The organism is Mesorhizobium sp. M0029 (assembly GCF_040323735.1).
Lineage (GTDB): Bacteria > Pseudomonadota > Alphaproteobacteria > Rhizobiales > Rhizobiaceae > Mesorhizobium.
In genome coordinates, this window is sequence record NZ_JAMYVF010000007.1 from 196,516 (window position 1) to 222,761 (window position 26,246).

21 protein-coding genes and 2 pseudogenes are annotated in these 26,246 nt (G+C 64.4%); 11 read left to right on the plus strand and 12 right to left on the minus strand.

Features of this window, described 5'->3' with window-relative positions:
- Positions 1–53: 53 nt before the first annotated feature.
- Complete coding sequence (locus NKJ76_RS14725; RefSeq protein WP_502902305.1) at positions 54–2,393, minus strand: glucose/quinate/shikimate family membrane-bound PQQ-dependent dehydrogenase; 2,340 nt, start codon at positions 2,391–2,393, stop codon at positions 54–56.
- 241 nt (positions 2,394–2,634) lie between these two features.
- Here NKJ76_RS14725 and NKJ76_RS14730 point away from each other — a divergent pair, with 241 nt between their 5' ends.
- From NKJ76_RS14730 to NKJ76_RS14740, 3 genes and pseudogenes are all read left to right on the plus strand, one after another.
- Positions 2,635–3,471, plus strand: coding sequence for a DUF2059 domain-containing protein (locus NKJ76_RS14730; RefSeq protein ID WP_352537736.1), 837 nt, complete (start codon positions 2,635–2,637; stop codon positions 3,469–3,471).
- 80 nt (positions 3,472–3,551) lie between these two features.
- A pseudogene (locus NKJ76_RS14735) lies at positions 3,552–4,481 on the plus strand (ATP-dependent helicase); the annotation flags it as partial.
- 144 nt (positions 4,482–4,625) lie between these two features.
- Positions 4,626–6,466, plus strand: a pseudogene (locus NKJ76_RS14740) (ATP-dependent helicase); the annotation flags it as partial.
- Positions 6,467–6,804: 338 nt separating this feature from the next.
- Here the strand turns inward: NKJ76_RS14740 and NKJ76_RS14745 are convergent.
- The 5 genes from NKJ76_RS14745 to NKJ76_RS14765 form a co-directional block, all read right to left on the minus strand.
- Entirely contained in the window at positions 6,805–7,845 is a 1,041-nt protein-coding gene (locus tag NKJ76_RS14745) for an ABC transporter permease (protein WP_352537737.1), read from the minus strand.
- Positions 7,842–8,639 carry an ATP-binding cassette domain-containing protein gene (locus NKJ76_RS14750; protein WP_023668308.1) on the minus strand — a complete coding sequence of 266 codons (798 nt, stop codon included), beginning with the start codon at positions 8,637–8,639 and terminating at the stop codon, positions 7,842–7,844. Before NKJ76_RS14750 ends, NKJ76_RS14745 begins: the two co-directional genes overlap by 4 nt.
- A gap of 85 nt (positions 8,640–8,724) precedes the next feature.
- Entirely contained in the window at positions 8,725–9,738 is a 1,014-nt protein-coding gene (locus NKJ76_RS14755) for a substrate-binding domain-containing protein (protein WP_023668307.1), read from the minus strand.
- 116 nt (positions 9,739–9,854) lie between these two features.
- Complete coding sequence (locus NKJ76_RS14760; protein ID WP_023753109.1) at positions 9,855–10,763, minus strand: sugar phosphate isomerase/epimerase family protein; 909 nt, start codon at positions 10,761–10,763, stop codon at positions 9,855–9,857.
- Positions 10,760–11,791 (minus strand): Gfo/Idh/MocA family protein, encoded by a 1,032-nt coding sequence (locus NKJ76_RS14765; protein WP_352537738.1) that lies wholly within the window; start codon positions 11,789–11,791, stop codon positions 10,760–10,762. The genes NKJ76_RS14760 and NKJ76_RS14765 overlap by 4 nt, the downstream gene beginning before the upstream one ends.
- A gap of 194 nt (positions 11,792–11,985) precedes the next feature.
- Between NKJ76_RS14765 and NKJ76_RS14770 the strand changes: the two genes are divergently transcribed.
- Positions 11,986–13,011, plus strand: a complete 1,026-nt coding sequence (locus NKJ76_RS14770; protein WP_352537739.1) for a LacI family DNA-binding transcriptional regulator — start codon at positions 11,986–11,988, stop codon at positions 13,009–13,011.
- Between the two features lie 161 nt (positions 13,012–13,172).
- Positions 13,173–14,648: an esterase-like activity of phytase family protein gene (locus NKJ76_RS14775; protein ID WP_352537740.1), complete on the plus strand. Its 1,476-nt coding sequence runs from the start codon at positions 13,173–13,175 to the stop codon at positions 14,646–14,648.
- 77 nt (positions 14,649–14,725) lie between these two features.
- On the opposite strand, the gene NKJ76_RS14780 is transcribed toward NKJ76_RS14775, so the two are convergent.
- Positions 14,726–15,520 carry a L,D-transpeptidase gene (locus NKJ76_RS14780; RefSeq protein WP_023705536.1) on the minus strand — a complete coding sequence of 265 codons (795 nt, stop codon included), beginning with the start codon at positions 15,518–15,520 and terminating at the stop codon, positions 14,726–14,728.
- A 198-nt stretch (positions 15,521–15,718) separates the two neighbouring features.
- On the opposite strand from NKJ76_RS14780, the gene NKJ76_RS14785 reads away from it, so the two are divergent.
- A complete protein-coding gene (locus tag NKJ76_RS14785; RefSeq protein ID WP_352537741.1) occupies positions 15,719–17,188 on the plus strand; it encodes an MATE family efflux transporter in 1,470 nt (489 codons plus the stop codon).
- A 3-nt stretch (positions 17,189–17,191) separates the two neighbouring features.
- Here the strand turns inward: NKJ76_RS14785 and NKJ76_RS14790 are convergent, their stop codons facing one another.
- On the minus strand, positions 17,192–18,400 hold the full coding sequence (locus NKJ76_RS14790) for an MFS transporter (RefSeq protein WP_352537742.1): 1,209 nt from the start codon (positions 18,398–18,400) through the stop codon (positions 17,192–17,194).
- 153 nt (positions 18,401–18,553) lie between these two features.
- On the opposite strand from NKJ76_RS14790, the gene NKJ76_RS14795 reads away from it, so the two are divergent.
- On the plus strand, positions 18,554–19,129 hold the full coding sequence (locus NKJ76_RS14795) for a TMEM175 family protein (RefSeq protein WP_023682120.1): 576 nt from the start codon (positions 18,554–18,556) through the stop codon (positions 19,127–19,129).
- 12 nt (positions 19,130–19,141) lie between these two features.
- Here NKJ76_RS14795 and NKJ76_RS14800 read toward each other — a convergent pair whose 3' ends face one another.
- Complete coding sequence (locus tag NKJ76_RS14800; RefSeq protein WP_023668298.1) at positions 19,142–19,423, minus strand: hypothetical protein; 282 nt, start codon at positions 19,421–19,423, stop codon at positions 19,142–19,144.
- 131 nt (positions 19,424–19,554) lie between these two features.
- Here NKJ76_RS14800 and NKJ76_RS14805 point away from each other — a divergent pair, with 131 nt between their 5' ends.
- Positions 19,555–20,421, plus strand: a complete 867-nt coding sequence (locus tag NKJ76_RS14805) for an SDR family NAD(P)-dependent oxidoreductase (RefSeq protein WP_023682121.1) — start codon at positions 19,555–19,557, stop codon at positions 20,419–20,421.
- Positions 20,422–20,447: 26 nt separating this feature from the next.
- Here the strand turns inward: NKJ76_RS14805 and NKJ76_RS14810 are convergent, their stop codons facing one another.
- From NKJ76_RS14810 to NKJ76_RS14820, 3 genes are all read right to left on the minus strand, one after another.
- Positions 20,448–20,879 carry a low affinity iron permease family protein gene (locus NKJ76_RS14810; protein WP_352537743.1) on the minus strand — a complete coding sequence of 144 codons (432 nt, stop codon included), beginning with the start codon at positions 20,877–20,879 and terminating at the stop codon, positions 20,448–20,450.
- 381 nt (positions 20,880–21,260) lie between these two features.
- Positions 21,261–21,902, minus strand: coding sequence for a DapH/DapD/GlmU-related protein (locus NKJ76_RS14815; protein ID WP_352537744.1), 642 nt, complete (start codon positions 21,900–21,902; stop codon positions 21,261–21,263).
- Between the two features lie 61 nt (positions 21,903–21,963).
- Complete coding sequence (locus NKJ76_RS14820) at positions 21,964–22,482, minus strand: CreA family protein (RefSeq protein ID WP_031204048.1); 519 nt, start codon at positions 22,480–22,482, stop codon at positions 21,964–21,966.
- 181 nt (positions 22,483–22,663) lie between these two features.
- Here NKJ76_RS14820 and NKJ76_RS14825 point away from each other — a divergent pair, with 181 nt between their 5' ends.
- From NKJ76_RS14825 to NKJ76_RS14835, 3 genes are all read left to right on the plus strand, one after another.
- Entirely contained in the window at positions 22,664–23,239 is a 576-nt protein-coding gene (locus NKJ76_RS14825) for an SCO family protein (protein ID WP_023697009.1), read from the plus strand.
- A gap of 82 nt (positions 23,240–23,321) precedes the next feature.
- Positions 23,322–24,194 (plus strand): 50S ribosomal protein L11 methyltransferase, encoded by an 873-nt coding sequence (locus NKJ76_RS14830; protein ID WP_023682125.1) that lies wholly within the window; start codon positions 23,322–23,324, stop codon positions 24,192–24,194.
- A gap of 105 nt (positions 24,195–24,299) precedes the next feature.
- Positions 24,300–26,144 (plus strand): aminopeptidase P family protein, encoded by a 1,845-nt coding sequence (locus NKJ76_RS14835; protein WP_352537745.1) that lies wholly within the window; start codon positions 24,300–24,302, stop codon positions 26,142–26,144.
- Positions 26,145–26,246: the final 102 nt, after the last annotated feature.

The window sequence follows — 26,246 nt, forward strand, 5'->3', positions numbered from 1 at the left end:
CGACATTGCCAGAATATCTGCCGGGCCGATCACCTACCTAAGTCGCATCGCTGCTACTTCGGCAGCGTATAGGCCATCACATAGTCGCCCGGCTTGGTGCCGACCGAGCCGTGGCCGCCGGCGACGATGACCACGAACTGGCGACCGTCGGCGACAGTGTAGGTCATCGGCGTCGACTGCCCACCAGCCGGCAGCCTGGCCTGCCAGAGCTGCTTGCCCGATGTCAGGTCATAGGCGCGCAGATAGTCGTCGACCGCCGCGCCCAGGAAGACGACACCGCCGGCGGTGATCATCGGCCCGCCAATGCCGGGAACACCGACCTTCAGCGGCAAGGGCAACGGCGTCATGTCATAGACGGTGCCGTTGCGGTGCTTGTAGGCGATCTTGCCGGTTCTGAGGTCCGCTCCCGCCACATAGCCCCATGGCGGCGCCTGGCAGGGCACGCCGAGCGGCGACAGGAACGGCCCCATCACCACCGCATAGGGCGCGCCCTCATTGCGGTTCAGCCCCTGTTCGCTGCCGCGCCCCTCATCCGGGGGCGGCACCTGGTCGCGCGGAATGAGCTGCGATTTGAACGCCAGATAGGTCGGCATGCCGAACATCACCTGCCGTACCGGATCGACGGCGACGCCGCCCCAGTTGAAGGTGCCGAAATTACCGGGATAGACCAGCGAGCCCTGCACCGACGGCGGGGTATAGCGACCCTCGTAGCGCAGGCCCTGGAATTCGATCCGGCAGGCCAGCTGGTCGAACATGGTGATGCCCCACATGTCGGCGCCGGTCAGCGGCCTCGGATTGAAGGAGAGATCCGAGACCGGCTGCGTCGGCGACGTGTGATCGCCCTCGACAGCGCCGCCCGGCGCCGGCACTTCCTTGATCGGGATGATCGGCTCGCCGCTGCGCCGGTCGAGCACGTAGAGGTCGCCCTGCTTGGTCGGTCCAACCAGGCCCGGAACGACGCCGGCAGCGGTGGTGATGTCGACCAGGGTCGGCTGTGCCGGCACATCCATGTCCCAGAGGTCGTGATGCACGGTCTGCCGCACCCAGCGCACTTGTCCGGTGGCCAGATCGAGCGCGGTGATCGAGGAGGAAAACTTCTCGACATTGGCGCTGCGGCCCATCCCGAGCTGGTCCGGCGTCTGGTTGCCGAGCGGCACATAGAGCAGGCCGAGCTTCTCGTCGGCGCTTGCCGTCGACCACATGTTGGGCGAGTTGTGGGTGTAGGTCTGGCCTGCAGCCAGCGGCGTTGTCTGGTCCGGATTGCCGGAATCCCAGTTCCACACCAGGGCGCCGGTGTCGACGTCGAAGGCCCGGATGACGCCGGACGGCTCTTGCGTCGAATAATTGTCGTTGACCGCGCCGCCGATGATGATCTTGCCGCCGGCAATCAGCGGCGCCGAGGTCGAGTAATAATAGCCCGACTTCGGATACGGCATGTTGGTCAACAGATTGAGCGTGCCGGCCTCTGCGAAGGACGCGCAGACCTGGCCGTTGGCGGCGTCGAGCGCGATCAGCCGCGCATCCGAGGTCGGCAGATAGACGCGTGTCGCGCAAGGCTGGCCGGCGGCGATCTTGGCATCGGCATAATAGGACACGCCGCGGCAGGTCTGGTGCTGGCGGTCCTTGTCGAGCTTGATCTTGGGATCGAAACGCCATTTCTCCTTGCCGGTGGCGGCATCGATGGCGATGGCGAAATTGTGCGGCGTGCAGATATAGAGCGCGTCGCCCACCTTCAGCGGCGTCACCTGATAGGTGGTTTCGCCGACATCGTCCGGCCCTTTCACGTCGCCGGTCTGGTAGGTCCAGGCCGGCTGCAATTTGGCGACATTTTCGGGCGTGATCTGGTCGAGCGGCGAATAGCGCTGGCCAAATTGCGTGCGGCCGTAGAAGTGCCATTCGCCCGGAGGCACGTTGCCGCCGAGATCGGCAGTCGGCGTCACCTTGTCGGCGCTGAGGTCGCCGGCGATGTCCTTGGGATCGGCCGTCATCGAATAACCGGCGACGGCGAGCGAAGCGAGCACGGCCAGAATGAGCGGCGCTCGCGCGTCGGGGCCGGTCAGGCCCCGCCTTGCCCAAGGCGTCAGCAGCCACAGCGCCAGAAGCACGATGATGCCGCCGCGCGGTCCGAGTTCCCACCAGTCGAAGCCGATTTCCCACACCGCCCAGGCCAGCGTGCCGAGCACGATCGCCGCGTAGAGCCAGAGCGCCGTCGATTTGCGCCGGAAGAGCAGCCATGCGGCGATCAGGAAGGCGAGACCGGTGACGACATAGTACCAGCTGCCGCCCAGCATCGCGAGCCAGACGCCGCCGCCGCCAAGTGCGAGGCCGATGAGGAACAGGATGAGGGAGGTGATGACGACAGCCAAGACGATACTCCTTCGACTGATGCGCATTCCGCGACGCGGCCATGGGCAAAGGTATGCCAATCCTGCCCCGGCGGTACAACCTTCTCCCGCCCGCCGTGCCTGTCAAGCCGCCGGGGAGCGATCCATGGCGAAACCAAAAGGCCATGCCGCAGGCTCCCTTGCGTAACAGGGCGTTTTTCGAGGCCACACGCCCAGGTGGCAACCCCGCCTTGCCGGCATCCGGGTTTTCCAGCAGTCTGCTTTGGACCAACCATCAGGAGCAACCAGAGTGACGTCATTCGCCTCGCCTCTGACGCGCGTAGTCCTTGTCCTCTGTAGCTTCGTCGCGCTCACGGCCGGCACAGTGGCCGCGCCGGCACAGACGCTTAGCGAGATCAACAAGGCAAACGGCTTTCACGAGATGCTGATGGGCATCGGTCCCGGCATCGCCGCAGCGACGAAATCCATACCCGAACCGTTACCGGCAAATTTCCAGGACGCCTTGTCGGTCGCGCTGGAAGGCGCCTTCGACGCAGTCAAAATGGAGACTGCCATCGAATCGCGGATGGCGGACAGGCTGTCGGCCACCGATCTGTCCGACCTCGCAGCGTTTTACGCTTCCCCGTTGGGCAAGCACGTCACCGCTTTGGAAATTCAGTCGTCTGGCCCGGAAGGCAGGCAAAGCAAGAAGACAGAGGGCAAGCAAATCCTCGCCGGGCTTCCGACCAAGGATCCAGCCCGGCTCGAATTGTACCGCAAGATCATCGACGATATCAGCGCTGTCGACACCGGCGAGGCGATAGCGCTGAACATGAGCTACGCGATGGTTACGGGGATGCTGGGCGCAGCCGGAAAGCCTCTGTCGGACGAACAGATCATGGCGCTGGTGCGTCAGCAATCCGTGAAAATTCGCCAGAACATCGAACAGAATGCCATGCAGGGTAGCGCTTATACGTACCGGGATCTCTCGCTAGGCGATCTCAGACTGTACTCGACATTCCTGGCGTCACCCGCGGGCAGCCGCTATTACGACCAGATGCTGACGGCCTTTGGCATGGTGATGACAGAGGAAGCGCGCTCGTTCGGACATCGATTGTTCGTCGCGCTCGGTTACCGAAAGGCCTGAGCCGCGGTATCGGGCACTTTAGCAGAACAAAACGTAGACACTTCTGGTCTTTCGCTCCCGAATCACTACATTCGGGGGAGATGTCCGGCTTTGCGGAAGACATGCCCTTTTTTGACGAACCCAATGCGCGGCCCGCGGCCCCGTCGGGCATAGCCGCGCGCGCCATGGCGGCCCGCAGCGGCCCCAACAGCGCGCCCGATTATCTCAACGGCCTCAACCCCGAGCAGCGGCTGGCGGTGGAAACCACCGAAGGCCCGGTCCTGGTGCTGGCCGGCGCCGGCACCGGCAAGACCCGCGTGCTGACCACCCGCATCGCCCATATCCTGGCCACCGGCAGGGCTTTCCCCTCGCAGATCCTGGCGGTGACCTTCACCAACAAGGCCGCGCGCGAGATGAAGCAGCGCATCGGCCATCTCGTCGGCGAAGCCGTCGAGGGCATGCCGTGGCTCGGCACCTTCCACTCCATCGGCGTCAAGCTCTTGCGGCGGCACGCCGAGCTGGCCGGGCTCAAATCCGATTTCACCATCCTCGACACCGACGACGTCGTACGGCTGATCAAGCAGCTGATCCAGGCCGAAGGCCTCGACGACAAGCGCTGGCCGGCCAAGCAGTTCGCGCAGATGGTCGACGGCTGGAAGAACAAGGGCCAAGGCCCCGCCGACATTGCCGAGGGCGATGCCCGCAGCTTCGCCAACGGCAAGGGCCGGGAACTCTACAAGGCCTATCAGGAGCGGCTGAAGACGCTGAACGCCTGCGACTTCGGCGATCTGCTCTGCCACCCTATCCGCATCTTCCGCGCCAATCCGGACGTGCTGAAGGACTACCACAAGCGCTTCAAATACATCCTCGTCGACGAGTACCAGGACACCAACACCGCGCAATACATGTGGCTGCGGCTGCTGGCGCAAAGACCTACCTCCCCCTCGATGGGGGAGGTCGCGGCCCCGGGGGGGGCTGGGGGGGGGGGGGGCGCCCGGCCCCCGGACCCCCCCCCCCCGGGGGGGGCGGGGGCGGGCGGCCCCCCCCCCCCCCCCCCCCCCCCCCCGGGGGGGGGGGGCGCCGCCCCCCCGCCCCGGGGGGGGGGGGGGGGCGCCCCCGCGCCGGCGCCAGTCACCCCTCCCCGCCGCTTCGCGGCGACCCTCCCCATCCAGGGGAGGGTAAAGCGCGATCGGCCGAAGGCCGCAAGCCCGACCGGGCATCCGAGCCGTTGCGAGGCGACTCCCGCGACGCCGAAGGCGCGCAAAAAAGAGGGGGCGGAGGGCCTGCGCCGGCAGGCGCGGAACGGCCCGTGAGCGAAAACAAAGTCAACATCTGCTGCGTCGGCGACGACGACCAATCGATCTATGGCTGGCGTGGCGCCGAGGTCGACAACATCCTGCGCTTCGACAAGGATTTCCCGGGCGCCACCATCATCCGGCTGGAACGCAACTACCGCTCGACGGCGCACATCCTCGGCACCGCCTCGCACCTCATCGCCCACAATGAGGGTCGCTTCGGCAAGACGCTGTTCACCGAGAAGGTCGCCGAGGACGACGAGAAGGTGCATGTCCACGCCGCTTGGGATTCCGAGGAGGAAGCGCGCGCCGTCGGCGAAACCATCGAGACCTACCAGCGTGCCAAGCACAATCTCAACGACATGGCCATCCTGGTCCGCGCCTCCTTCCAGATGCGCGAATTCGAAGACCGCTTCGTCACGCTCGGCCTCAATTACCGCGTCATCGGCGGCCCGCGTTTTTATGAGCGCATGGAAATCCGCGATGCGCTGGCCTTCTTCCGCGTCGTCGCGCAGGGCGCCGACGACCTCGCCTTCGAGCGCATCGTCAATGTCCCCAAGCGCGGCCTGGGTGAAGCCACCATCCGGCAGATCCACGACACGGCGCGGAGCTTGCGCATCCCGATGCTGGAGGCCGCGGCCAAGCTCGCGGAAAGCGATGAGCTGAAGCCCAAGCCGCGCGCGGCCTTGCGCGAAGTGGCGGCCAATTTCGAGCGCTGGCAGAAGGCGCTGGAAACCACGCCACACACCGAGCTCGCCGAGACCATTCTGGAGGAGAGCGGCTACACCGACATGTGGAAGAACGACCGTTCGGTCGAGGCGCCGGGCCGGCTGGAAAACCTGAAAGAGCTGATCCGCTCGATGGAGGAATATGAATCGCTGCGCTCCTTCCTCGAGCATGTCGCGCTGGTCATGGACGCCGAGCAGAACGCCGAGCTTGACGCCGTCAACATCATGACGCTGCATTCGGCCAAGGGCCTCGAATTCGAGACCGTGTTCCTCCCCGGCTGGGAGGAAGGCCTGTTTCCGCACCAGCGCGCGCTGGACGAAGGCGGCCGCTCCGGCCTGGAGGAAGAGCGCCGTCTCGCCTATGTCGGCCTGACCCGGGCCAAGAAGAACCTGCATCTGTGGTTCGTCTCCAACCGCCGCATCCACGGCCTGTGGCAATCGACCATCCCGTCGCGCTTTCTGGACGAACTGCCGGAAGCCCATGTCGAGGTCGCCGAAAGCGGCAACTCCTATGGCGGCTACGGCAATTCCTATGGCGGCGGTTCTTTCGCGTCGGGCCGTGGCGGCCAGGGCGCAGGACGGCAGAACCCTTACGGCGCCTCGCGCTTCGACAATGTCGGTGCGGAAAAATCCGGCGCCTTTTCCAACACCTATGCGACGCCGGGCTGGCAGCGCGCGCAGGCCAACCGCACCGAGGCCACCGACCGCAACTGGGGCTCGCGCTCCGGCCATCAGGTCGAGCGCATCGGCTATGGCGAGACCGACAGCGGCTACGGCGCCGGCCGCACCTCGGTCAAAGGCCGCACCATCGACGGCGAACTGGTCGCCAAATCCGTCGCCGACACGCCGTCAGCCTTTAGTGTCGGCGACCGCGTCTTCCACCAGAAATTCGGCAACGGCAACATTTCCAACATCGAAGGCAACAAGCTGACCATCGACTTCGACAAGGCCGGCCAGAAACGCGTGCTCGACGGGTTCGTCGCGGCGGTGTGAGCGCCCGCTTGTCCTGTTGTCCTACAAGCGACCACATTGTTGTAGTCTGGCGGAGCCCTCCCGGCCTCGTCATCCACGGGCGGAGCAAGGAGCGTAGCGACGCAGCGTAGACCCCTGGAGCTGCTCCGCAGCCCAAGGGATCCATCCCGCGTCTTCAACGCGTTGCCACGGTGCGGAATCCTGCGCAGCTGCACTCCAAGGTCGCGGAATGGATCCAGGGTCTACACGACGGAGCTTCGCTCCTGCTCCGCCCTAGAATGACGAAGCGACGGGCGTCTGCCCAGTCGTCGGGGCATGCGGTCCGCAATATGAGCGTCCCCGTCAATTTAGCCCGCCCCTCACCTGTACCGCGCCTGGTTCCACTTGTGCCCCAGCAGCGACAGGATGATGATCAGCCCGTTGAAGAACTGGACGTAGAAGCCGCTCAGGCCCGCCGCCACGACGCCGGTCTGGATGAACGACACGGTGACCGCGCCGATCGCTCCACCGGCAACCGTACCGATGCCGCCCCAGGTCGGCGTGCCGCCGACGAACACCGAAGCCAGCACCGGCAAGAGATAGCCGTCGCCCGCCGTCGGCCACCAGGTGAAGTTGATCATCACCGAAAACGTGCCGGCGATCGCGGCCCCGATGCCGGTGAAGATGAACACTTTCACCCGCACACGCTTGACGTCGATGCCCATTTGCTGGGCGCTGTCGGGGTTGTCGCCGACGACCCTCACCTGCGCGCCGAAGCGGTGCCGGTTGTAGAGCATTGCCGACAAAATGACGAAGGCGAGTGCCCAGAAGACCTGTACCGGAAAACCCCACACCTGACCGGAGAAGATGGTGTACGCCCAGCTGTCGCTGAGACCGGTCAATGCCGTCGATCTGCCCTCGTTGATGATCTGGATCAGTCCCCGCAGCAGGAAATTCATGCCGAGGGTGGCGATCAGCGACGACAGCCCGCCATAAACGACCAGGGATCCGACGAGAAAGCCGAGCAGCGTGCCGGTGAGAATCGCCGCTGCGATGCCGAGAAACGGATCGTAGCCGGCCTGCACCACCAGCGCGAACACCCAGGAGGCAAAGCCCATGGTTGCGGGAAACGACAGGTCGATCTCGCCGCAGGTGACGACGAAGACCAGCGGCACCACCACGAACAGGGCAACCGGCAGCGTGGTCAGCACGGATCTGTAGAGATACCAGGTGGTGAACACGGTCGGGTTGGCGATCAGGAACGCCGCCATCATGATGATGAACACGGCGAGCGTGCCGAGCGCTGCGCGGTTGTCGATGACGAAACCGCGCAGCCAATGGTCGGACGGGTGCTTCCACTCAGGCCGGGCTGCCTTGCCGCCGAGCGGGCTCTGCAGATCGTGTTCCATGGTCTTGCTCATCGTGCTGCCCTCTCCGCGTCGCCGGCCTCGTGCAGCCCCGGCAATCCTCCGGGATGCGCAACGTCTTCCATGAAATTGATCAGCTCTTCGGCCGACTTGACCTCGGTGCGATCGGCGGTCAGCGCCACCTTGCCGCGGTCAATCACCACGAAGCGGTCGGCGATGTCGAAGACATGGTGGATGTTGTGGCCGATGAACAGGATCGAACGGCCGCTCGCCCGCACCTGGCGCACGAAATGGAAGACCTTGGCGGTCTCGGTCAGCGACAGCGCCGTCGTCGGCTCGTCGAGGATGATCAGCTCGGCCTGCTTGTAGATGGCGCGCGCGATCGCCACGCCCTGGCGCTCGCCGCCCGAGAGCTGGCCGACGATCGAGTGCGGCGTGAACACCTTCGAGGTGAAGCCGATCTCGCGCATCAGCCGGCTCGCCTCCTCTATCTCTTTATTGACCTTCAGAAAGCCCATGAAGCCGGTGAGTTCGCGGCCCATGAAGATGTTGCGCACAATGGTCTGCTGCACGGCCAGCGCCCGATCCTGGAAGACCGTCTCGATGCCGGCGTCGCGCGAGCGTGCCGCACTCCAGCCGGTCACCGGCTTGCCGCGCACCAGGATCTCGCCGCTGGTCGGCTTGACGACGCCGGACAGGATCTTGATCAGCGTCGATTTGCCGGCGCCATTGTCGCCGATCAGGCCAACCACCTCGCCGCGGTCGACCGAGAGATTGACCCCGCCCAGCGCATAGACCTGGCCATAGGATTTGCTGATGTCGCGCAGTTCGATGATGCGTTCGGCCATGGCGATCCTCGCTCCTGTGGTATCATCCGGCCTGGTGCCGGCGGTCCTGCCGGCCGGGCTTGCGCCCAGCCGGCAGTTTGGGAGGTCAGCGCAGCGCCTGCTTGGCGAGCTCGGCGACGATCTCGTAATTCTGCGGCGTGACGAAGCCGGCGCCAGTGTCGACATTCATCGGCGCCAGGCCCAGCACCACCTGCTGGCAAAGGCTGAGGATCGGCAGATAACCTTGCAGGAAAGGCTGCTGATCGGCCGTCAGTTGCACCCAGCCGCCCTTGAACGCCTCGACGATCTGCGGGCTGGTGTCGAAGCCGAAATTGAAGATGTCGCCCGGCTTGCGCCCCGCCGCCTGCATGTAGGTGGCGACGTTGCCCAGCATCTGGCCGCCGGGATAGCCGACCGCCTTAACATCGGGATTGTTGAGCAGGGCCGCGGTGATCACCGGGATCGCCAAATTGGGGTCGGACGCCCATTCGCCGCTCGGCGGCGACGACAGCTGGATGACCTCGACGCCGGCTTCCTTGAGTGCTGCCACCGTGCCGCGCTCGCGCGCGCCGCGGGCCTCGTTCTCGAACGGACCGATCATGATTGCCTTGTCGCCGGACTTGAGCTTCCCTAGCTTGAACGCCTCAGTGCCGAGCGCGCGGCCCTGCTGCTCCTGCTGGGCGCCGACATAGCCGCCGCCGAACGCAGCCACCACCGTCGGCACCGGCACGTTCTGGTACATCATCTTGATGCCGTCCTTGTGCGCCTGTTCGGCCAGCGGCATGATCGCGGCGTCGCCGGGATGGCCCATCATGGCAATGCCGTTGGGCTTCACGGCGACGGCCTCGCGCAATTGCTGAACCATCTTCTCGACGTCCCACTGCGAGAAGATGTAGTCGACCTTGGGTCCGAGATCGGACGCCGCCTGCTTGGCGCCATTGTAGACGATGGTGCCGAAAGCGTCGCCCTCGGCGCCGCCGACGAAAAAGCGGATGTGGACATCCTTGCACCACTGGGCGTCGAGCGCCTGCGCCGGCAGAGTGGAGATGGCAGCGCACAGCGCCGTGGCGGCGGCCACGACGGTCGAGCGCAGAAGTGTCGTTCTCATTGCGATGCTCATGCACGTTCCTCCCTTTTGTCCTCGGTGAGCCGAGGGGTTTCGTCGTTCGCCTGTCGGCAGTGCTTGTCGGCAGTGCTTGGCAATCTGTCAGGCCGGCTCCTCCCACCGGCCCTCGGTCACGCCGGGTTCGGCAGGTAGGTCGCTCCTCCCCGGCATTGCTTGAGGTATTCCAGCCCGCGCACCTGGCCTGTGATTTCGAGGTCACCGCGATAGACCGGGTCGTGCCAGCCCTCGATGTCGATGGCGCCCTTGTAACCGGCCAGCCGCAATTCGCTGATCACCCGCGTCCAGTCGCTGTCGCCAAACCCGGGCGTGCGCATCTGCACGAAGGGCAGCTTGCCGAACACGCCGTGCTCGCGGATCACATCCCAGCGCACCGTCGCGTCCTTGCCGTGGACATGGAAGATGCGCGGCGCCCATTTGCGGATCTGCGGCATCGGGTCGATGAGATAGACCAGCTGATGGCAGGGCTCCCATTCGAGGCCGAGATTGTCGTCGGGCAATTCGTTGAACATCAACTCCCAGGCATCGGGATTGTGGGCGATGTTCCAGTCGCCGGCCGCCCAGTTGCCATCCATCGCGCAATTCTCGAAGGCGATGCGCACGCCCTTGTCTGCGGCGCGCCTGGCCAGCGGACCCCAAACCTCACGGAAGCGCGGCAGGCTGTCTGTCAGCTTCTTGCCACGCAGGCGGCCGGTGAAGCCGCTGACCGTCGAGGCGCCGAACAGATGCGCATTGTCGATGACGGTTTCCCAGGCCGCGAGCACGCCGCGATCGAGCTCGCCGTCCTCCAGCGGATTGCCGAACACGCCGATCGACGACACGGCGACATCGGCATCGCCGATCGCCTCGCGAATCTCACCGGCGAGCCGCGGCAAATCCTTGCCGCCCAGCGTCTGCCAGAAGAAGGGCTGGATGCTCTCGAAGCCGAGAGGCAGAATCTCTTTGATGTAGGCGGCGGGGTCTTCGAGATTGGCCCGCACCATGGTGCCGATCCGGATGTCGAGAAGCGGGTTCGGCATCATGATGCTTCCTGTGTGATTGCGACGCGCCGCCCCGTCTCGGCGCTTTCGATGGCGCCGAAAACCATGGCCAGGCTTTTGATGTTGTCGCTGCCACGGGTTTCCGGCTCGCTGCCGGTCTCGATGGCGTGGATGAAATCCTTGATGATGCCGAGATGACCGCCGATGCGGTCGGCGGGATCGAGCGGCGGCACTGTGATGGGTTGGGTCAGGTCGAACAGGCCGTCGCGGACCGACAACACAACTTCGGCCTTCAGCCCGTCCTCGCCGTCCCAGACCAGGCTGCCGTGCTCGGCGACGATGCGCCACGTGCTCTCCCAGCTGGTGCGGAAGCCCGCCGCGCACCAAGAGCCTGCATAGGTGAACACCTTGCCGCCGCCGAGATCGAAGATAGCGCTGGCCGACGATCCCTGCCGGTACCAGGAATTGGCCGGCTCCCATTCCTGGCAAAAGACGCCGGCGGGATCGCCGCCGACCATGTAGCGGGCGGCGTCGAAAGTATGGATCGCCATGTCGAGCAAGAGCACATGCGCCATCTCCTCGCGGAAGCCGCCGAAATGCGGCGCGACGAAGAAATCGGCATGGATGCTGGTTGGCTTGCCGATGGCGCCGGAGTCGAGAAAGCGCCTGATGCGCCGGACGTTGGCGACGTAGCGGCGGTTCTGCACGACCGCATGGATACGCCCCGCGTTACGTGCCGCATCGACGATGGCGCGGGCATTTTCCGGAGTATCGGCGAGCGGCTTTTCCGTCAGCAGATGGCAATTATGGGCAAAGGCGGCAAAGGCGACGTCGCGCCGGGCGGCGGGAACCACGACATCGAACACCGCTTGCGGTTTGGTCTGGTCGAGCACCGCATCCAAGCTGGTGCCGATGACGGCGCCGTCAAGCCCGTATTCGCGCGCCCTCGCCTTCGCCCGTTCGGCGTCGAGATCGACCAAGCCGACAATGGCCAGCCCGTCGATCTGCCTCGCGGCATCGAGCCAGGCCTTGCTCATCGCACCACAGCCGACGAGGACGGCATTCATCATCCGGCATTCCTCCCGTCCGGTCCCTCCAGACCGAATGTCACGGCATTTCCGGCATCACCGTAAACGTTTCTCCGTAAACGTTTACGAGAACACACCCGATGGCGTAGAATGTCAATCGGCTGCCAGCGAATATCATCCCGAAGCCTTGGCCTGGGCGGCAGCCGGTGCTAGCCAAGACAGGGGGAGAACTGTCCTTGGCGTCCAGCATCCATGACCTTGCGCGTCACCTGAACATTTCGATCGGCACCGTGTCGCGGGCGCTGAACGGCCGCGCCGACGTCAATGCCGACACCCGCCAGCGCGTGCTCGCCGCCGCCAAGCAATTGAACTATTCGCCCAACCAGTCCGGCCGCAGCCTGCGGCAAGGCACCACCCATTCGATCGCCTTCATGCTGCAGCCGCATCCGGGCGACCAGCAATATGGCGAACCCTTCTTCATCCCGTTCCTGATCGGTCTGCAGGGCCGGCTGGCCGAGGATGACCTGGATCTGATGGTCGTCATGGGCGAGCCCGGCCAATATCAGCAGGAGAGGCTGCGCCGCGTGGTTGAGACGCGCCGGGCCGACGCGGTCGTGTTGGCCAACACACGGCGGGAAGACGATCGGATCGACTATCTCAGCAAGGCCGGCTTTCCCTTCGCCACGCTTGGCCGAAGTCAATCCGGCGACGACACCTATCCTTCGCTCGATATAGATTTCGAGAGGGCGGGTGATGAAGCCGTCGACCGGCTGGTCGCGCGCGGCCACCGCCGCATTGCCGCCATCCGCCCTTCGCTTGATCTCAACTTCGGCTACCTGTTCCTCGACGGCTACCGCAACGCGCTGGGGCGGCATGGCATCGAAGTCGACCCCGGCCTGATCGCCGACGGCTTCATCAACGAGGCCGGAGGCTACCAGGTGACGCCGCGCGTGATGCTCTCCAAGGACCGGCCCACAGCCATCATCTTCAACAATGACGCAATGGCGCTCGGCGGCTGCAAGGCACTGGCCGAAATGGGCATCAGGCCCGGCCACGACATCGCGGTGATCGTCATCGTCGACACGCCGCTCTGCCGTTATTTCTCGCCGGCGCTGACCGCCTTCCGTCCGTCGCTGGAGCCGATGGGCCGGAGGCTGGCCGAAATGCTGCTGGCCTCGCTTCCGGCCTTTGCCGGCCCGGAAGGTCCGCGCATCATCCGCGAAGTCTGGCCGCTGGAGCTGATCGCGCGCGACAGCGATTGAAAGTGCGTCTCTCCCTTCTCCCACAAGGGAGAAGGAAGAGGCCCGCTCTGTCACGCAACTATCATCTTCGCGTCCTAGACCGCTTTGCGAGAGGGCGACATCGTCGATGCGATGCGGTGGCCCCTTTGCGCCGCTCAAGGCTTGTCACAAAGAGGATCTCCATGAAAATCTCGCACCGAACCGTGTCGCTCGGCGCCGCGCTGGCGCTGTTTACCGCCCTGACCCCTGCCCTTGCCGACAGCACAGTCACCGTTGGTGGCTTCGTCAACAAGGGCCTGGTCGGCGTCGGCCGCATCCCGGCCGATCAGAAGGACAAGTTCGGCGAGACCTTCGGCTCCGGCTCCGGCATGTCCATCGACGCCGCAAGCTGGACCCGTGGCGCGGACGGCTACAAGGGCTCGCTCTGGTTGCTGCCGGACCGTGGCTACAATGTCGTCGGCACCACCGATTACCGGCCGCGCCTCAACACTATTCGCATCGAGTTCACGCCGGTAGCACTAGGCGCCACGCCCACCTCCGGCCAGGAACAGACAGGCGTCAAGGCGACGCTTGCCGATTCCCTGCTCCTCACCGACGACAAGGGCGCTGACGCCACCGGCCTCGATCCGCTCAACGGCGTGCGCGCGGCCAATGGCGACCTGCCGATCCTGCCCGAGGCCAATGGCAAGCTGGCGCTCGACAATGAGGCGATCGCGCGGCTGCCCGACGGCACCATGTTCATCTCTGACGAATACGGCCCCAACATCTACCGCTTCTCGGCCGACGGCCATCTGTTGTCGGCAACGCAGCCGCCGGCCGCTTTGGTGCCGATGCGCAAGGGCGGGCCGAACTTCGCCTCCGACAATCCAGGCCCCGGTGCAGCCGAACCCGATCCGAAGGATCCCGAAACCGGCCGCCAGAACAATCAAGGCCTCGAAGGCATGGCGCTGACGCCGGACGGCAAGTCGCTGATCACTGTGCTGCAGTCGGCGCCCCGCCAGGATGGCGGCGATTCGCCCGCGACGCGCCAGAACACCCGCGCGCTGGTCTACGACGCCTCCGACCCGGCCCATCTCAAGCTGGTGCATGAATATGCCGTGCCGCTGCCGGTGTTCAAGGACGCCAAGGACAAGACCAAGGTCGCCGCGCAGAGCGAAATCGTGGCGCTGTCCGACAAGACCTTCCTGATGCTGGCGCGCGACAGCGGAAACGGCCAGGGGGTGAAGGGCGATACTTCGCTGCTGCGCCAGATTTTCGTCGTCGACGTCTCTGGCGCCACCGACATTGCCGGCGGCGCCTTCGATGCCGCCGACAAGCCGCTGGCGCCCAAGGGCGTGCTCGACCCCTCGGTGACCCCGGCCAAGCTGACGCCGTTCATCGACATCAACGACAACAAGGAACTCGGCCGTTTCGGCCTGCATGACGGCAAGCCCAACGACAAGAACAATCTGTCGGAGAAGTGGGAAGCAATGTCGGTGGTCAGCGTGCTCGATCCGGCGCTGCCCGACGACTATTTCCTGTTCGTCGGCAACGACAACGACTTTCTCACCCATGACGGTTTTCAGGTCGGCGCGCCCTACAAGGCCGAAGACGGCGCCGATGTCGATACCATGTTCCTGGTCTATCAGGTCACGCTTCCGGGCCTCGCCAAGAAGTAGCCGTATACGGAAAGCGGACGCGCTCGGCGCGTCCGCCTCTAACCGTTTGTCGGCGATCAGCGATGCCGTGAAGGCACCTATTTCAAAATCTCCGCATCCCTTGGCACGCCGGCATCGATCGGCTCGGCGGTCCGGCTCGACACAGCCATGATCTTGCCCGCGGCCGACAGGTTCGGGCGCACATAGACCTGGGCTACGCCGTTGACCCGGCTGTAGAGGTCGATGATGTCCTGGTTCATGAAGCGCACGCAGCCTGACGACGCGTTCTTGCCGATGGAATCCCATTCCGGCGTGCCGTGCAGCCGGTACATCGTGTCCTTGCCGTCGCGGAACAGATAGAGCGCGCGCGCACCGAGCGGGCTCTGCGGTCCGGGCGGCATGCCGTCCTTGTATTTCGCCAGTTCCGGCCGGCGCTGGATCATTTCGGGCGGCGGCGTCCACACCGGCCATTTCTTGCGCGCCTGGATCACGGCGCTGCCGGTCCAGCCAAACCCGGCCTTGCCGAGGCTGACGCCATAGCGCATTGCCTTGCCGCCGTCGCGCACCAGATAGAGAAAATGCTCGGATGTATCGACGACGATCGTGCCGGGTTTTTCGCCGGTCGGATCGTCCACGATCTGGCGCACGAATTTCGGATCGAGCTTGGCGACGGGGATTGCCGGCAATGAAAAGCCCTCATCGACGCGCGCCGAATACATGGTGGCGGCATCGCCGAAAGCGGGCTCGGGTGCGGGTGCCGGCGCCGGCGTCGGCGGTACTGCCACATCAGTGGTTGTGCAGGCCGAAAGTGCCATGGCAGCGGCACCCAAAGCGGATGCTCCCAGAAACGCGCGCCTATTCAGGCGCTCGGAAAAAAGCGGATTGTCGGACATGATCCCCCCAGCCTATTCATCACATCCAACAGGATATGCGACCCCACGCGGCGACGACCCATATCCCATTCCGAATGTTTTGAGAACTGATTAGCGTGAAACCGCCAGGTGGCATGTTCCAATGCCGCATCGACCTTGTCCGTCAAATCGGCGATCATTGCCGGGCGGACTTTGAGATGAACCTTCGCCGAACAGCCCATGGACGAAAAAATACCACCGCGCCGGCGCACCGGCGACCTGACCAGCGGCCCGATTCCGCGCACGCTGCTTTTGTTCGCTCTGCCGGTGCTCGGCTCCAATGTGCTGCAATCGCTCAACGGTTCGATCAACGCCGTCTGGGTCGGCCGCTTCCTCGGTGAATCGGCGCTGACCGCCACCTCCAACGCCAATCTGGTGCTGTTCCTGATTCTCGGCACCGTGTTCGGCATCGGCATGGCCGCGACCATCCTGGTGGCGCAATCGGTCGGCGCCCGCGACCTGCCCGAGGCGCGGCGCATCGTCGGCACCAGCGCCAGCTTCTTCTTCCTCGTCTCGGCTATCTTCGCCGTCTGCGGCTGGATCTGGGTCGACGCCATCCTCAACACACTGGGCACCCCGCCCGATGCGCTGCCGCTGGCGCGCTCCTATCTGCGTATCATCTTCGTCGCCGTGCCGATGATGAACCTTCTGTCCTTCGTCATGACGGTGCTGCGCGGTGCGGGTGATTCGCGCACGCCATTCTTCTTCATGGCGCTCGCGGTCGTGCTCGACATCATCCTCAATCCGCTGCTCATTCGCGGCATCGGCCCCTTCCCCGAACTCGGCATCGCCGGCTCCGCCACCTCGACGCTGATCGGCCAGACGGTGAGCGTGATCGCCATCCTCGTCGTGCTTTATGCCAGAAAGCATCCGTTGCGGCTCGCCGGCGCGAACCTCGCTCTGCTGCGGCCGGATCCGGCGCTGCTCAGGATCGTCGTCTTCAAGGGCGTGCCGATGGGCCTGCAGATGATCGTCATTTCGGCGGCGGCGCTGACCGTGATGGGCATCGTCAACTCCTACGGCTCGCAGGTCGCCGCCGCCTACGGCATCGCGGCGCAGCTGTGGACCTATATCCAGATGCCTGCACTGGCGATCGGAGCCGCAGTCTCGTCGATGGCGGCCCAGAATGTCGGCGCCGGGCGCTGGGACCGCATCGGTCGCATCGCGGCGTCCGGCGTCGGCTTCAACCTGGTGCTCACCGGCGCCCTGGTGGCGCTGCTGTTCCTCTTCGACAGGCCGGTGCTCGGCCTGTTCCTCAGCGGCGACAGCACCGCAATCGACATTGCAGCCCACATCAACAAGGTGGCGTCCTGGTCGTTCATCCTGTTCGGCGTCACCATCGTGCTGTTCGCCACCGTGCGCGCCACCGGTGCCGTGATGCCGCCGCTGATCATTCTGGTGATTTCCGTGCTGGTCGTGCGTACCGGCTTTGCCTACTTCTTCAGGACCTACATCGGCGAGGAAGCGCTATGGTGGAGTTTTCCGGCGGGATCGATCACCTCGCTGCTGCTGGCCGCCGCCTATTATCGCTTCGGCCGCTGGCGCACCATGCACATGATCGAGGACCGGCCGGCCGCCGGCGAGCCGCCCGACACCGGCCTCGGCATCCCGCGCGGACGGGCAAACATGGCCGGGACGCCAAACGGGTGAGGCTCAGCGTGCATATTTGACGCCGAACCCCAACGCTACGACCGAGAACAGCGTGATCATGCCGGCGAAGGCCAGGCTTGCCGTCGTCGGAGTGGCCCAACTCGACAGCAGCCCAATGCCGATCACCGGCAGCGCATTGCCGCAGAAGCAGCAGATGAAGAATGCCGACACCAATTCGGCGCGACGCTCGGCAGGTGCGATCTGGTTCACCACCTGCAGGCCGCCGCGATACCCGAGCGCAGCCGCCACGCCGCACAGAGCGGTGGCGGCAATCATCAGCGACATCGAGGCGAAAAACTGCGCCGCAACCACCAGCCCCACCGCAGGGATCATCAGCGCCAGCGCGGCCAGCATGCCGGCGCGACTGGACAGTCGGGTCGTGGCCAGAATGGTCGCGGCCGCAACGATCGACAGTTCGAAGAACAGCGCGCCGGCCTCGGCATGGTTGGCCACATGCAGCTGCTGCGCCAGGATGCTCGGCGCCAGGGCTGCATAGAAGCCGACCAGCGCCATGGCGCCGAAACCGGTGACCGCCGGCGCCACGAAGGCAGCGCGGATATCGCTCGGCACCGATAGCCGTGGCCGCAACGAAACGTCGGTCAGCCTGCCCGGCCGGGACACGGTTTCGCGGGTACGCCAGATCAGCAGCGTCACCACCACCAGCAAGACAAGATAGACCGCAAACGTTAGTCTCAACGGCCAGGGCGCATATTCGGCGAGCAGGCCCGATGCCAGCGCGCCGAGGCCAAGGCCAACGAAGTTGGTGCTGGTGGCGATGATTGCCGCGCGCGATTTGTCCTTACCTTCGATCAATTCGGCAAGCCAGGCCGTGCCGGTTCCCGCGCCGACGCCGATGCCAAGGCCGCTCAATATGCGGGCGACATCGAGCCATGCAACATTCTCGGCCAGCAGGAACACCACCGCGCTGACCACCGCTATGGCCATCGACGCCAGCGCCGCTGGACGGCGGCCAATGCCGTCGGACAAGCGCCCGAACATCAGCAATGCGCCGAGATTGCCGACGACATAGACAGCGTAGACCAGCGTCAGCGTGATCTGCGAGAAACCGAAGGCCTGCTTGTAGATGACGTAAAGCGGCGTCAGCACCGTGCTGCCGGCGAACAGCGCGGCGATCATGGCGGCAACCGCGGCCATCGCGGGCCGGCCATCGAGTCCATTGTCGCGCGTTATGGTCTCGGCATAGCTGGTCATGGCAACCTCCGGCCAATCGCCCAACGCCCAATTGCGCCCCAACGTCCATGTAAGGACGGCCGTTCCACGCGCCGAACTTCATCCTGACAACCTTGTCAGGATGGTCTTGCCCGAAATCCTCCCTTAACGTCTTTCCATCGAGAGGGAGAATCCATGGGAAAAGGCAGAGTCGAGGCATTCACCGATGGCGTCGTCGCCATCATCATCACCATCATGGTGCTGGAGCTGAAAGTGCCGCATGGCGAGGATTTTTCAGCGCTTCTGCCGCTGTGGCCGATCTTTTTCAGCTATGTCTTGTCGTTCATCAACGTCGGTATCTACTGGAACAATCTGCACAACATGTTCCACACCGTCCAAAGGGTCGACGGCCGCGTGCTGTGGGCCAACCTCAACCTTCTGTTCTGGTTGTCGCTGATGCCGGCAACGACGGCCTTCATGGGCGAGAACCATTTCGCGCCGGTCCCCGTCGCCGTCTATGGCATCGACCTGGTGCTGTGCGCGGTCGCCTACACCTTTCTCGCCACCAAGCTGCACCATTTGCACGGCAACGACACCGCCTTCGCCAAGGCGCTGGGCAATGACCGCAAGGGCAAGATCTCGGTGGCCCTCTACGCCGCCGCCGTCCCGCTTGCCTTCGTCAACCAATGGATCGGCGTTGCGATCTTCGTGCTGGTGGCCGCCGTCTGGTTCGTGCCGGACACGCGTTTTTCGCGGGTGCTGGAAAAGTAGCGTAGGACGCCTCTACTTGCGCATCGCCTTCAGCTTTTCGGCAACCGACGCGGCCAGGTCGGCATAGCGCTCCTCCAGCCGCTCGGCCGCCTTGATGATCGAAAAATCATGGCCGAATTTTTCCAGCGCCATGCGCAATTTCTCGACGAACTCGGCCTGTTTTTCGAGTGCCGAAAACAAGGTCTTCACCTGTGCTTCGCTTATGTCCGGATTGGCAAGCATCTGTGGCACCTCGCGGCCCATCTGGTCGCCGGTGGCGGTCTGCTCCTTCAGGATCGCAACCCAGTCGGTCAATCGGCAGTCTCCTGTTCAGCCGCAGCATGCACAGCCGCCGTTGATGCGGTCAACCCGAACACGCGGGACGGCCTTGCACGATGCGCGTCCCGCGCTAAGTTCGGCGCCACCCGAACCCTAGGAAAAAGATCATGACCTCCGACGCCGAAATCCAGTCCGCTTTGCCCGCCCTCAGCCGAGGCAACGTCGCCGTCATCACCGGGGGCGCCAGCGGCATCGGGCTTGCCGCTGCCAAAAGGCTGGCGGCTATGGGCATGAGACTGGTGCTGGCCGACATTGGCGGCGCGCGCCTCGATGCGGCCCGCCAGGCAGTCGCCGCGATCGCCGGCGAGAATGCCGTGCTTGCCGTCGCCACCGACGTATCGAAGGCCGACGAACTCGGCCGGCTGGCAGAAAAGACGCATGCCGCTTTCGGCGCCGTATCGCTGCTGATGAACAATGCCGGCGTCGGCAACAATCCGGGAAAACCGTGGGAGAACGGCGACGCCTGGAAGCGGCTGATCGACATCAATTTCTGGGGCGTCGTACATGGCGTCGAGGCCTTTGCGCCGGCCATGCTGGCCTCCGGAGAGCCGGGCCTGATCATCAACACCGGCTCCAAGCAAGGCATCACCACGCCACCCGGCAATCTCGCCTACAACGTCTCCAAATCGGCGTTGAAGACGTTCACCGAAGGCTTGGCGCACGCATTGCGCAACGAGCCGGGCGCGAAGGTCGCGGCGCATCTTCTCATTCCCGGCTTCACCTTCACTGGCCTCACCGAAGGAGCGGTCGAAAAACCGGCTGGCGCCTGGACCGGCGAGCAGGTGGTCGACTTCATGCTGGCTTCGCTGGCGCGTGGGGACTTCTACATCCTCTGCCCCGACAATGAGGTGATGCGCCCGACCGATGAAAAGCGCATGGCCTGGGCGATCGGCGACATCATCGAGAACCGGCCTGCTCTCTCGCGCTGGCACCCCGACCATAAGGACGCTTTCGCGGCCTTTATGGGAAACTGATCGTCGAACTCAGCCAAAGCCGAGACTCAGGCGTGCGCGCGTTTTTTCGCGGTGCGCTTTTGCGCGACGGCCTTCTTGGCCGCGAGTTCGGCGAGCTCGTGGTCATGGCGTTTTGCCGCCCGCTCGCATTTGTCTCTGATCTCCTCGACCTCGGATTCGGTCAGGTGCTCGATGCCGATGAAATGATTGTGGCCCTCGCTGACGCGGATCAGTTCGTCGAGCTTGGCCTGAACCGCGGCGCCGTCGCGGTTCTGGGTGTTCTGGATCAGGAACACCATCAGAAAGGTGATGATCGTCGTTCCCGTGTTGATGACGAGCTGCCACGTATCGGAAAAGCCGAAGAATGGCCCGCTTACCGCCCAGACGATAACGATGGCGCAGCAGGCGATGAAAGTCGGCGGCAGGCCCGCCAAGTGCGAAACGGTGTTGGCGATTCTGGTAAACAGCTTTTCGATCATTCACATCCTCAACGGGTCAAAGCGCGATGAGCTGACCAAGGCCGCATTCATCGCTCCAACAATAAACAACCGGCAGCCGCTTCCGGTTCCCTGTCGCAGATGGCATCCTTGATGCAATTGAATGCACGCCAAAGGCGCAGCGCCGTGAAAAGCCGCCTTATCGGTTTGTTGCCATAGTCGCCCTGCAGGCCAAAACCTGTTCGTTCCGCTTCACGGCGGATTTGTCTCCAAGCCCCTTCCGCTGCGCCACCCCCGCATGGCGGAAGGGGTTCGTTGCGTTGCCGCAGACCGGCGGAACTCTTCCCGACACGTGCCGTTCAGAATTTTGGCGCCAGGATTTCGGCCAGCCAGTCGATGAAACCGCGCACGCGCGGCGAGCTCTCAGGAATGCTCTTGCTCCCAGCGATCGAGGAAATCCTCAATCGGCAAAGCCTGCATGTCGGGAACCGCTTTGGCGAGTTTCTCCGGCGGCCAGTCCCACCAGGCAAGGCTTTCGATCCGCGCCGCGATCTCGGAGGGAAAGCGCATGCGCAACGGCTTCGCCGGTACGCCGGCGACGATTGCGTAGGCCGGTACATTCCGCGTCACCACCGCATTGGCGCCGACGATGGCGCCATTGCCGATGCTGATGCCGGGCATGATGACGGCGCCATGGCCGATCCAGACATCGTTGCCGATGCTGACCGCCTTGGCCTGCCGCCGCGCGCGGAACGCCGCGTCGACGCCCAGCCAGCGGAAATACTCGTTCGGCCGGTAGCTGAGCTTGTGCTGCGTGATCCGCTCGATCGGATGCTCCAGCGCATTGATGCGGCTGTTGGCGGCGATCGAGCAGAATTTTCCGATCGTCGTGTAGATCGCCTCGGCGTGGCGCTCGAAATAGGAGAAATCGCCGACACTGACCTCGCGCAGCACCACCCGTTCGCCGATCGAGGCATAGCGGCCAAGCTTGCACGCTTTGAGCTCCGCGGTCGGATGGATGCGCGGCTCGGGATCTTTCAGGACGAGGTTTTCGGTACGGTCCATCTGGCGGATTTACCCCCGCACAATTGCGGAAGCAATTGTCGCGTTGCGCCCGGAGAATCCGCTATTTCGGCTTGCCGCCGGTCCACACCACGTTCTGGCTGAACAGCGGCACGGTCGTCACCGACATTTTCGCCGAGCCGTCCTGCACCTGGCGCGAATGCGAGAGATAGATCAGCGTCTCGTTCTTCTTGTCGTAGATGCGGTTCACCACCTGCTTCTTCCAGATCAGGCTGATGCCTTGCTTGAACACCTCTTCGCCGCCCTCGCTCATGTCGATGTCGCCGATGGTGATCGGCCCGGTCTGGCGGCAGGAGATCGAGGAATCAGACGGATCCTCGAACCAGTTGCCCTTGTGCAAGCGGTCGATGACGCTGCGGTCGAAATAGGAGACATGGCAGGTCACGCCGTCGATCTTGGGGTCCTTGATCGCCTCGACGATGATGTCGTTGCCGACCCAATCGACGCCGACCTTGCCGACCTCCTCTGCCGCGGCGGCACCGGCGCCAAGGGCAATGCATGCGGCCAGCGCGCCGCCGATCAGTTTCTGCCCAATCCGTCTCTGCCCAGTCCGTCTTTGCAAGGGAGCCTCCTCAGGTTCGGTTTGCCGGTCTCAGGTGGGATAAGGGCCAGCTGTTTGCAAGGTAGCGTCCAGCCCGGTTGCGGCAACGCGGCATCTTTGCCTTGCTCCCTGCGACCGGCTAAGACTGCTCGCCAACAGGAGCGCCGATCCGGCGCTCGATTTCTGCGACGGACACTTCCTGATGATGCGTTCAATTCTGGTCGGCATTCTGGTTCTGATGGCGGCGGGCATCGGCTGGCTCACCTTTGACTTCTATCGCGGCCATTATGGTGGCGAGCCGTATGGTGCGCCATTCACGCTGGTCGACCAGAAAGGCGCGCCAATCACCGAAGCCGCCTTCCGGGGAAAACCCAGCATCGTCTTCTTCGGCTTCACCCATTGCCCGGAAGTCTGCCCGACCACTTTGTTCGAAATGGCCGGCTGGCTGAAGACGCTGGGCGACGACGGCAAGAACCTCAACGCCTACTTCGTTACCGTCGATCCAGAGCGCGACACGCCGCCGGTGATGAACACTTACGTCAGCAATTTCTCCGACCGCATCGTCGGCATATCGGGCGATCCCGACAAGGTGCACGCCATGGCGAAGTCCTTCAACATCTACTGGAAGAAGGTCGACACCGGCGACGGCGATTACACGATGGACCACACCGCCTCCGCGCTGCTGCTCAACGCCAAGGGCGAGTTTTCGGGCACCATAGCCTATGGCGAAAGCGCCGATACCGCGATCGCCAAGCTGAAGCGGCTGGCGGCAGGCTAGGCATGATCCCGAAATGTGGAATCCGGTTTTCTCGGACAGAAAAGTGTTGTCCAGAGATCATGCTCAAACAAGAGACCAGCTGATGGGTCAGACCAGGCTCCACTTCATCGCTGGGAAGATCGAGGCCGACCGCATCTTTGCCGCGCTCGAACCGGCTTTCGAGGATGAAGGCCTGCCGATCGCCGTGCTCGAAGTCGATGAAGACCGCGACATCTATGAGGTTTCGCTCTACACCGACGGCAATGTCGACGCGGTTGAGGCGCGGCTAAGGGACAGCCTTGCCGGACTGTCCCTGTCGAAGCCGATCGAGCGCGAGGTTCTGCCCGACATCGATTGGGTGGCGCGCTCGCTGGAGGGACTGAAGCCGGTGCGCGCCGGACGTTTCTTCGTCCATGGCGCGCATGACCGCCGGAAGCGCCACAGCGGCGAACTCGCCATCGAGATCGAGGCCGGCCTTGCCTTCGGCACCGGCCATCACGGCACCACTGCCGGCTGCCTCGAAATGCTGGAACGGGTCGTGCGCCGCGAACGTCCCAGGAATGCCCTCGACCTCGGCACCGGCAGCGCGGTGCTCGCGATCGCGGTCGCCAAGCTGGCGCATATTCCGGTGCTGGCGACCGACATCGATCCGATCGCCGTCAGGGTCGCCGCCGCCAACGCCCGCCTCAACCACGTCAAGGCGCTGGTTGAAACGGTGACGGCGCCCGGCTTCCACCACCCGATCTTCGGCAAGCGGGCGCCTTTCGACCTCATCGTCGCCAACATATTGGCGCGGCCGCTGATGCGGCTGGCGCCTGAGATGGCCAGGCACATCAGCCTCGGCGGCTCGATCGTGTTGTCCGGCATCCTCGAGCGCCAGTGCAATGCGGTGATCTCGGCCTATGTCGGCCAGAATTTCCGGCATGTCAGGACCTTGCATCGCGAAGGCTGGGTGACGATCCACCTGAAGCACTGAGACGCAACGCGCTTTGGACCAATCCGAGCCTGTTGCGATTGGCGAAAATCGATTCCGGTTTTCCTGGTCATGCGCTACGGTCGCGCCCGATACAGGAGGCATACCATGTTCCAGACCTTCGATTCCGCAGGCGACCCCAGCGTCGGCAAGCCGCGCGTGACGTTGCTGCGGCGATGGCTGGCGGAGAATGGCCTCGACGGTTTCCTGGTGCCGCGCGCCGACGAGCACCAGGGCGAGTATGTCGCCGATCGCTCGGCGCGGCTGAAATGGTTGACCGGATTCAGCGGCTCGGCCGGCGTAGCACTTGTGCAGCGTGACCGCGCCTTCATGTTCGTCGATGGCCGCTATACCTTGCAAGTGCGCCACGAGGTCGATCTCGACATTTTTGCGATCGAGAGTCTCGTCGACAACCCGCCGGCCTCCTGGATCAAGGACAATCTCGGCAAGGGCGCCAGGCTTGGCTTCGACCCGTGGCTGCACACGATCGCTGAGGTCAAGGCGCTGAAAACCTCGGCCGAGCAATCCGGCGCGACGCTGGTGCCGCTCGACAGGAACCCGATCGACATCATCTGGAAGGATCAGCCGGCGCCGCCCGTGGCGCCGGTCGAAATCCACCCGATCGGCTTTGCCGGGGAACTCGCCAAGGACAAGCTGGCGCGGCTGGTGGCGGCAATCGGCAAGGAGGGCGCGACGCACGCCGTGCTCACCGACCCCTCCTCGATCGCCTGGGCCTTCAACATCCGTGGCGGTGACGTGCCGCACACGCCGCTGGCGCTCGGCTTCGCGATCCTTGCCGCCGACGGCAAGCACCAGCTGTTCATGGACCAGCGCAAGTTTTCGCGCACGGTCGCCGCCTATCTCACCCAACTCGCCGATCTGCACGAGCCCGGCGAATTCGAGGCGGCGGTCGTTACCCTTGCCAAGGGCGGCGCCAAGATCGCGCTCGACCCGGTGCTGGCGGCGGAGAAGCTGAGAATGCTGGTCGAGGACAATGGCGGCGCATTTGTTTCAGCGGCCGATCCCGCCCGCATTCCGCGCGCCACCAAGAACCAGGCGGAAATCGCCGGCAGCCGCGCCGCGCACCGCCGAGACGGGGCGGCGGTGGCGAAACTGCTGTGCTGGCTGGAACGGCAGAAGCCGGGCACGCTCGACGAAATAACCGTTGTCACCAAGCTGGAGGAGGTGCGCCGGCAGACCGGCGAGGAAACGCAGATGCCGCTGCGCGATGTCTCCTTCGACACCATTTCCGGCAGCGGTCCGAACGGCGCCATCATGCACTACCGCGTGTCGCGCGCCACCAACCGCGAGCTGGCAAAGGGCGAGCTGTTCCTGCTCGATTCCGGTGCCCAGTATCAGGATGGCACCACCGACATCACCCGCACCGTGCCGATCGGCCAGCCGACCGAGGAGATGCGCGAGCGCTTCACGCTGGTGTTGAAGGGCATGATCGGCATTTCCACGCTGCGCTTTCCCGCCGGCACGCGCGGCTCGGAAATCGACGCGGTGGCGCGCATGGCGCTGTGGAAGCATGGCTGCGACTTTGCCCACGGCACCGGCCACGGCGTCGGCTCGTATCTGGCCGTGCATGAAGGGCCGCAGCGCATCGCCCGCACCGGCACCGAAAAGCTGCTGGCCGGCATGATGCTCTCCAACGAGCCCGGCTATTACAAGGAGGGCTCCTACGGCATCCGCATCGAGAACCTGATCCTGGTGGCGCCGGCCGAACAAGTTGAAGGCGGCGACATCGCCATGCACGGTTTCGAGACGCTGACACTGGCGCCGATCGATATCAGGCTGATCCGCACCGACCTGCTGACGCGCGAGGAGTTGCACTGGCTGGATACTTACCATGCCTGGGTGCTGGCCGAGATCAGCCCGATGCTCGACGGCGAGACGCTGGCCTGGCTGGAGAAGGCAACAGCGCCGCTGCCGCACGACGCCAAGATCTGAAATGAGCTTCTTTCTCCCCGTCACTATACGGGGAGGTGAGGAGCGGTCCGCGAAGCGGACGAAAAGCCAATTGCTTGGCTTTTCGAGTGACGAACGCCCGGC